Source organism: Pseudomonas sp. (assembly GCF_035497915.1).
GTDB lineage: Bacteria > Pseudomonadota > Gammaproteobacteria > Pseudomonadales > Pseudomonadaceae > Serpens.
In genome coordinates this window covers 1-4,514 of record NZ_DATJCS010000042.1, presented here as the reverse complement: position 1 = coordinate 4,514, position 4,514 = coordinate 1, and the positions used below count along the sequence as shown (strand labels likewise).

At 65.6% G+C, this 4,514-nt stretch carries 4 protein-coding genes and 1 pseudogene; 1 reads left to right on the top strand and 4 read right to left on the bottom strand.

What is annotated here, in order from left to right:
- Positions 1–803 (bottom strand): cbb3-type cytochrome c oxidase subunit I (locus tag VL129_RS13330; protein WP_325413473.1); only part of this gene is annotated, 803 nt, incomplete at its 3' end.
- A 91-nt stretch (positions 804–894) separates the two neighbouring features.
- Here VL129_RS13330 and VL129_RS13325 point away from each other — a divergent pair.
- A complete protein-coding gene (locus VL129_RS13325) occupies positions 895–1,587 on the top strand; it encodes an alpha/beta family hydrolase (RefSeq protein ID WP_325413471.1) in 693 nt (230 codons plus the stop codon).
- Here VL129_RS13325 and VL129_RS13320 read toward each other — a convergent pair.
- The 3 genes and pseudogenes from VL129_RS13320 to VL129_RS13315 form a co-directional block, all read right to left on the bottom strand.
- Entirely contained in the window at positions 1,584–2,813 is a 1,230-nt protein-coding gene (locus tag VL129_RS13320) for a methyl-accepting chemotaxis protein (RefSeq protein ID WP_414705203.1), read from the bottom strand. The genes VL129_RS13325 and VL129_RS13320 overlap by 4 nt on opposite strands.
- A 9-nt stretch (positions 2,814–2,822) precedes the next feature.
- Positions 2,823–3,152: pseudogene (locus VL129_RS17205) on the bottom strand (PAS domain-containing protein); the annotation flags it as partial.
- Positions 3,153–3,290: 138 nt separating this feature from the next.
- A partial coding sequence (locus tag VL129_RS13315; protein WP_325413467.1) for an aconitate hydratase occupies positions 3,291–4,514 on the bottom strand: 1,224 nt, incomplete at its 5' end.

Genomic DNA, 4,514 nt, shown 5'->3' with positions numbered 1-4,514 from the left:
GCCCAGTCCGGCAGCGCGGTGTAGTGCAGGTGGTGCGGACCGGCCCAGATGTACAGGGTGATCAGCGCCCAGAAGTGCACGATGGACAGGCGATAGGAGTAGACCGGACGGCCAGCCTGCTTCGGCACGAAGTAGTACATCATGCCCAGGAAGGCGGTGGTCAGGAAGAAGCCCACGGCGTTGTGGCCGTACCACCACTGCACCATGGCGTCAGTGGCGCCGGAGTACAGGGAGTAGGACTTGGTCCAGGTGACCGGCAGTTCCAGGTTGTTGACGATGTGCAGCATCGCCACAACGATGATGAACGCGCCAAAGAACCAGTTACCGACGTACAGGTGTTTGACGTTGCGCTTCAGCAGGGTGCCGAAGAACACGATGCCGTAAACGACCCAGACCACGGCGATCAGGATGTCGATCGGCCACTCCAGTTCGGCGTACTCCTTGGCGGAGGTGAAGCCGAGCGGCAGGGAAATGGCGGCGAGCAGGATCACCAGTTGCCAGCCCCAGAAGGTGAACGCGGCCAGCTTGGGAGCGAACAGCGTGGTCTGGCAGGTGCGTTGCACGGTGTAGTAGGAGGTGGCGAACAAGGCGCAGCCGCCGAATGCGAAGATCACTGCGTTGGTGTGCAGTGGACGCAGACGGCCGAAGCTTGTCCAGGGGAGGTCGAGGTTCAGGGCGGGCCAAGCCAACTGGGCGGCGATCAGGACGCCGACGAGCATCCCGACGATGCCCCACACCACCGTCATGATGGCAAATTGGCGGACCACCTTGTAGTTATAGGCGGTACTGGTTGCTGTGTTCATGTATGGGCTTCCATCCACGGTTTTGGGCAGAGTGCTGCGTCTGCCATCTCCTGGAGGCCAGGAATCGACGGGTTTTGCAGCGGGGTGAAGGATGGTGAAACGCTATTGCCAGCATATTGACCCGGATCAATGTCCGCTCGGACCTGGGGATCGGGGAGACGAAACGCCACTATGGTGGACGCGGCCGCTCGCCAGCCCCTGTGCGACGCTGATTCTCGCGCATGGCGCGGGTGCGCCCATGGACAGTCCGTTCATGGAGGACATGGCCCGGAGGCTAGGGGCGTGCGGGGTTGCCGTGGTGCGCTTCGAATTTCCCTACATGGCCGCGCGGCGCCTGGACGGCAGGCGTCGCCCGCCGGATCCGCAGGAGCGTTTGCTGGCCACTTGGCGCACGGTGCATGCCCAAGTGCGGCAACAGGTCACGGGCCCGCTGGCCATCGGTGGCAAGTCCATGGGGGGGCGCATGGCCAGCCTGCTGGCCGACGAACTGGGGGCGGATGCGCTGGTGTGCCTGGGCTATCCGTTCCATCCGGTTGGCAAGCCGGAGAAGCCCCGGGTCGAGCACCTGGCGCAGCTGCGCACGCCCACCCTCATCCTGCAGGGCGAGCGGGATACGCTGGGGTCGCGAGAGGACGTGGCGGGCTATCGCTTATCAGATGCGATCCGCCTGGAATGGCTGATCGCTGCCGACCATGATTTGAAACCGCTGAAGCGCTCCGGCTTCACCCAGGCGCAGCATCTGGAGCACTGCGCCGAGGCGATTGCGGCCTTTTTAGGCTGCTAGCGGTTGAAGCGCTCCACCAGGGCATGCTGACCCCGCGCCGTGCCGGTCAACTCCTTGCTCAGCTGTGCGGTGCCGGCGGCCTCGCCGGCGGTGCGCTCGGCGAGCAGGGCGATGGTGTCGATGTTGCGGTTGATCTCCCCGGCGGCGGCGCTCTGCTGTTCCGCGGCGGTGGCGATCTGCCCGGCCATGTCGGCGATCTGGTGCACGGCTTCACCGATGCCGGCCAGTGCGCGGTCGGCATTCAGCACCTGGGCGACGCTGTCATCCGCCTGGCGACGGCTGTCCTCCATCGCCTGCACGGCCTCCTCGGCGGTGCGCTGCAGGGTGGCGATCAGCTGGTGGATCTGCTCGGTGGAGTCGGCAGTGCGCTTGGCCAGCAGACGCACCTCGTCGGCCACCACGGCGAAGCCGCGGCCCATCTCGCCGGCGCGCGCGGCTTCGATGGCGGCGTTCAGGGCCAGCAGGTTGGTCTGGTCGGTGATGCCCTTGATCACGTCCACCACGCCGCCGATCTCGCTGCTGTCCTGGGCCAGGCGCGCCACGGTGGCGCTGGAGTGGCCGGCGGCCTGCGACAGCTGTTCGATGGCGCGGCTGGCCTGCTCGGCGATCAGTCGACCCTGGTCGGCCAGGGTCTTGGCGTTGCGGGTGGCCTCGGCGGTCTGGCCGATGTGGCGGGCCACCTCATGGGTAGCGCTGCTGAGCAGGCGGATCGAGTCAGCGACCCGCTCGGTTTCCCGCAGCTGGTTCTGCAGGCCGCTGGAGCTGTTCTGCGCCAGTTGGTCGGCCTGACTGGCCTGGCGGGTCAGCTGTTCGGCGGTGTCCTGCAGGCGGGTCAGGCAGGTCTGTAGATGCAGATGCTGGCTGATCATCGCCATTTCCAGTTGCGTACTGATGCCGAGCCCGTCGGTATACATGCGGGCGATCAGCGGGTCGGCAATGCCCTGGCTTCTGGCCACGGACAGCAGGCGGCGCGGGCCGCGGGTCTGCCAGTAGAGGCCGGCCAGGCCCAGGGGGATGCACAGTAGTGCGGCCAGGGCGAAGCCCCAGCCGCTGTCCAGCCAGGCGCCGATGGCGAAGCCGATCTGGCTGACCAGAATGAACGGCAGCCAGTTGAGCAGCGCCGGCAGCCAGCGGGCGCGACGCGGGATCGCCGGCTTGCCCTGGTTGATACGCTGGTACAGCGCCTCGGCGCGGCGAACCTGCTCCGCGCTGGGCTTGCTGCGCACCGATTCGTAGCCGATCACCTTGCCGTTTTCCAGGATCGGCACCACGTAGGCATTCACCCAATAGTGATCACCGTTCTTGCACCGGTTCTTGACGATGCCCATCCACGGGCGACCCGCCTTGAGGGTCTGCCACATGTGCGCGAACACCGCTGGGGGGACGTCCGGGTGGCGCACCAGGTTATGCGGCGCGCGCAGCAATTCCTCCCGGCTGAAACCGCAGATCTTCACGAAGGCTTCGTTGCAGTAGGTGATCTGACCCTTCAGGTCGGTGGTGGAAATCAGTCGCTGCTCGGCAGGAAAGGTGCGTTCGCGCTGGGTGACAGGCAGATTCTTGCGCATTCAGGGATCCATTCGGTGACGAGGTGTCCACCGGGGTGAAGGTAATGAGGTGAGTAGATCGGCTGGCGCCAAAAAAACATGAATGAATAAAAGTGTGCCGGCGGCGCCGACACTTCATTCATTCGAAATTGATCCAGGTCATGGACTTCCGAGCCGTTCTCGGAGAACGAAGTGCAGAATACCACCGTGCATGAAGTAACCCACTTCGTTCTGGGTGTCGATGCGACAAAGGACGGGGAAGCTGAATTGCGTGCCGTCGGGGCGGGTGACTTCCACCCTCAGCTGCTGGCGCGGCGCGAGGTGCGCGGACAGACCGCGGATGTTCAGTGTTTCCTCGCCAGTCAGGCCCAGGCTGTGCCGGTTCTGGCCTTCCATGAATTGCAGGGCCAGCACGCCCATGCCGATCAGGTTGGAACGGTGGATGCGCTCGAAGCTTTCGGCGATCACCGCCTTGATGCCCAGCAGGGTGGTGCCCTTGGCCGCCCAGTCGCGGGAGGAGCCGGTGCCATATTCCTGGCCGGCGATCACCACCAGCGGCACGCCTTCGCGCTGGTAACGCATGGCGGCATCGTAGATGGACAGCCTTTCCCCGCCGGGGTGGTGCAGCGTGTAGCCGCCTTCCTCGCCCGCCAGCATCTCGTTGCGGATGCGGATGTTGGCGAAGGTGCCGCGCATCATTACTTCATGGTTACCGCGCCGGGAGCCGTAGGAATTGAAATCCCGGGGCGCGATGCCGAGTGACTGCAGGTAGAGGCCGGCCGGCGAGGCGGCCTTTATGTTGCCAGCGGGAGAGATGTGATCGGTGGTGATCGAATCGCCGAACAGCGCCAGGACGCGCGCGCCGAGGATGTCGGCCGGCGGTTCCAGGGGCTGTTCGATGCGGGCGAAATACGGTGGGTGCTGCACGTAGCTGGAACGCGGGTCCCAGGCGTAGGTATCGCCGCTGGCCAGTGGCATGTTGCGCCAGGCCTCGTCGCCGCTGAACACGTCGGCGTATTCACGGCGGAACATGTCGCCCTCGACGGCGCGCACCGCGTCGGCGACTTCGGCGTTGCTTGGCCACAGGTCCCGCAGGTACACCGGCTGGCCCTGGGTATCCTGGCCCAGCGGTTCGGCGAGCAGGTCGATGCGCGCGGTGCCGGCCAGGGCGAAGGCCACCACCAGCGGCGGTGAGGCCAGCCAGTTGGCTTTCACCTGCGGATGCACGCGGCCTTCGAAGTTGCGGTTGCCGGACAGTACGGCGCTGACGATCAGGTCGTGGCTGTTGATGGCCTGCGCGATCGGCTCGGGCAAGGGGCCGGAGTTGCCGATGCAGGTGGTACAGCCGTAGCCGACCAGGTGGAAACCCAGGCGTTCCAGGTA

Bases quoted from the DNA above. Each gene is read 5' to 3' on its own strand.
- VL129_RS13325 (WP_325413471.1), top strand. From the start codon at position 895: ATGGTGAAACGCTATTGCCAGCATATTGACCCGGATCAATGTCCGCTC.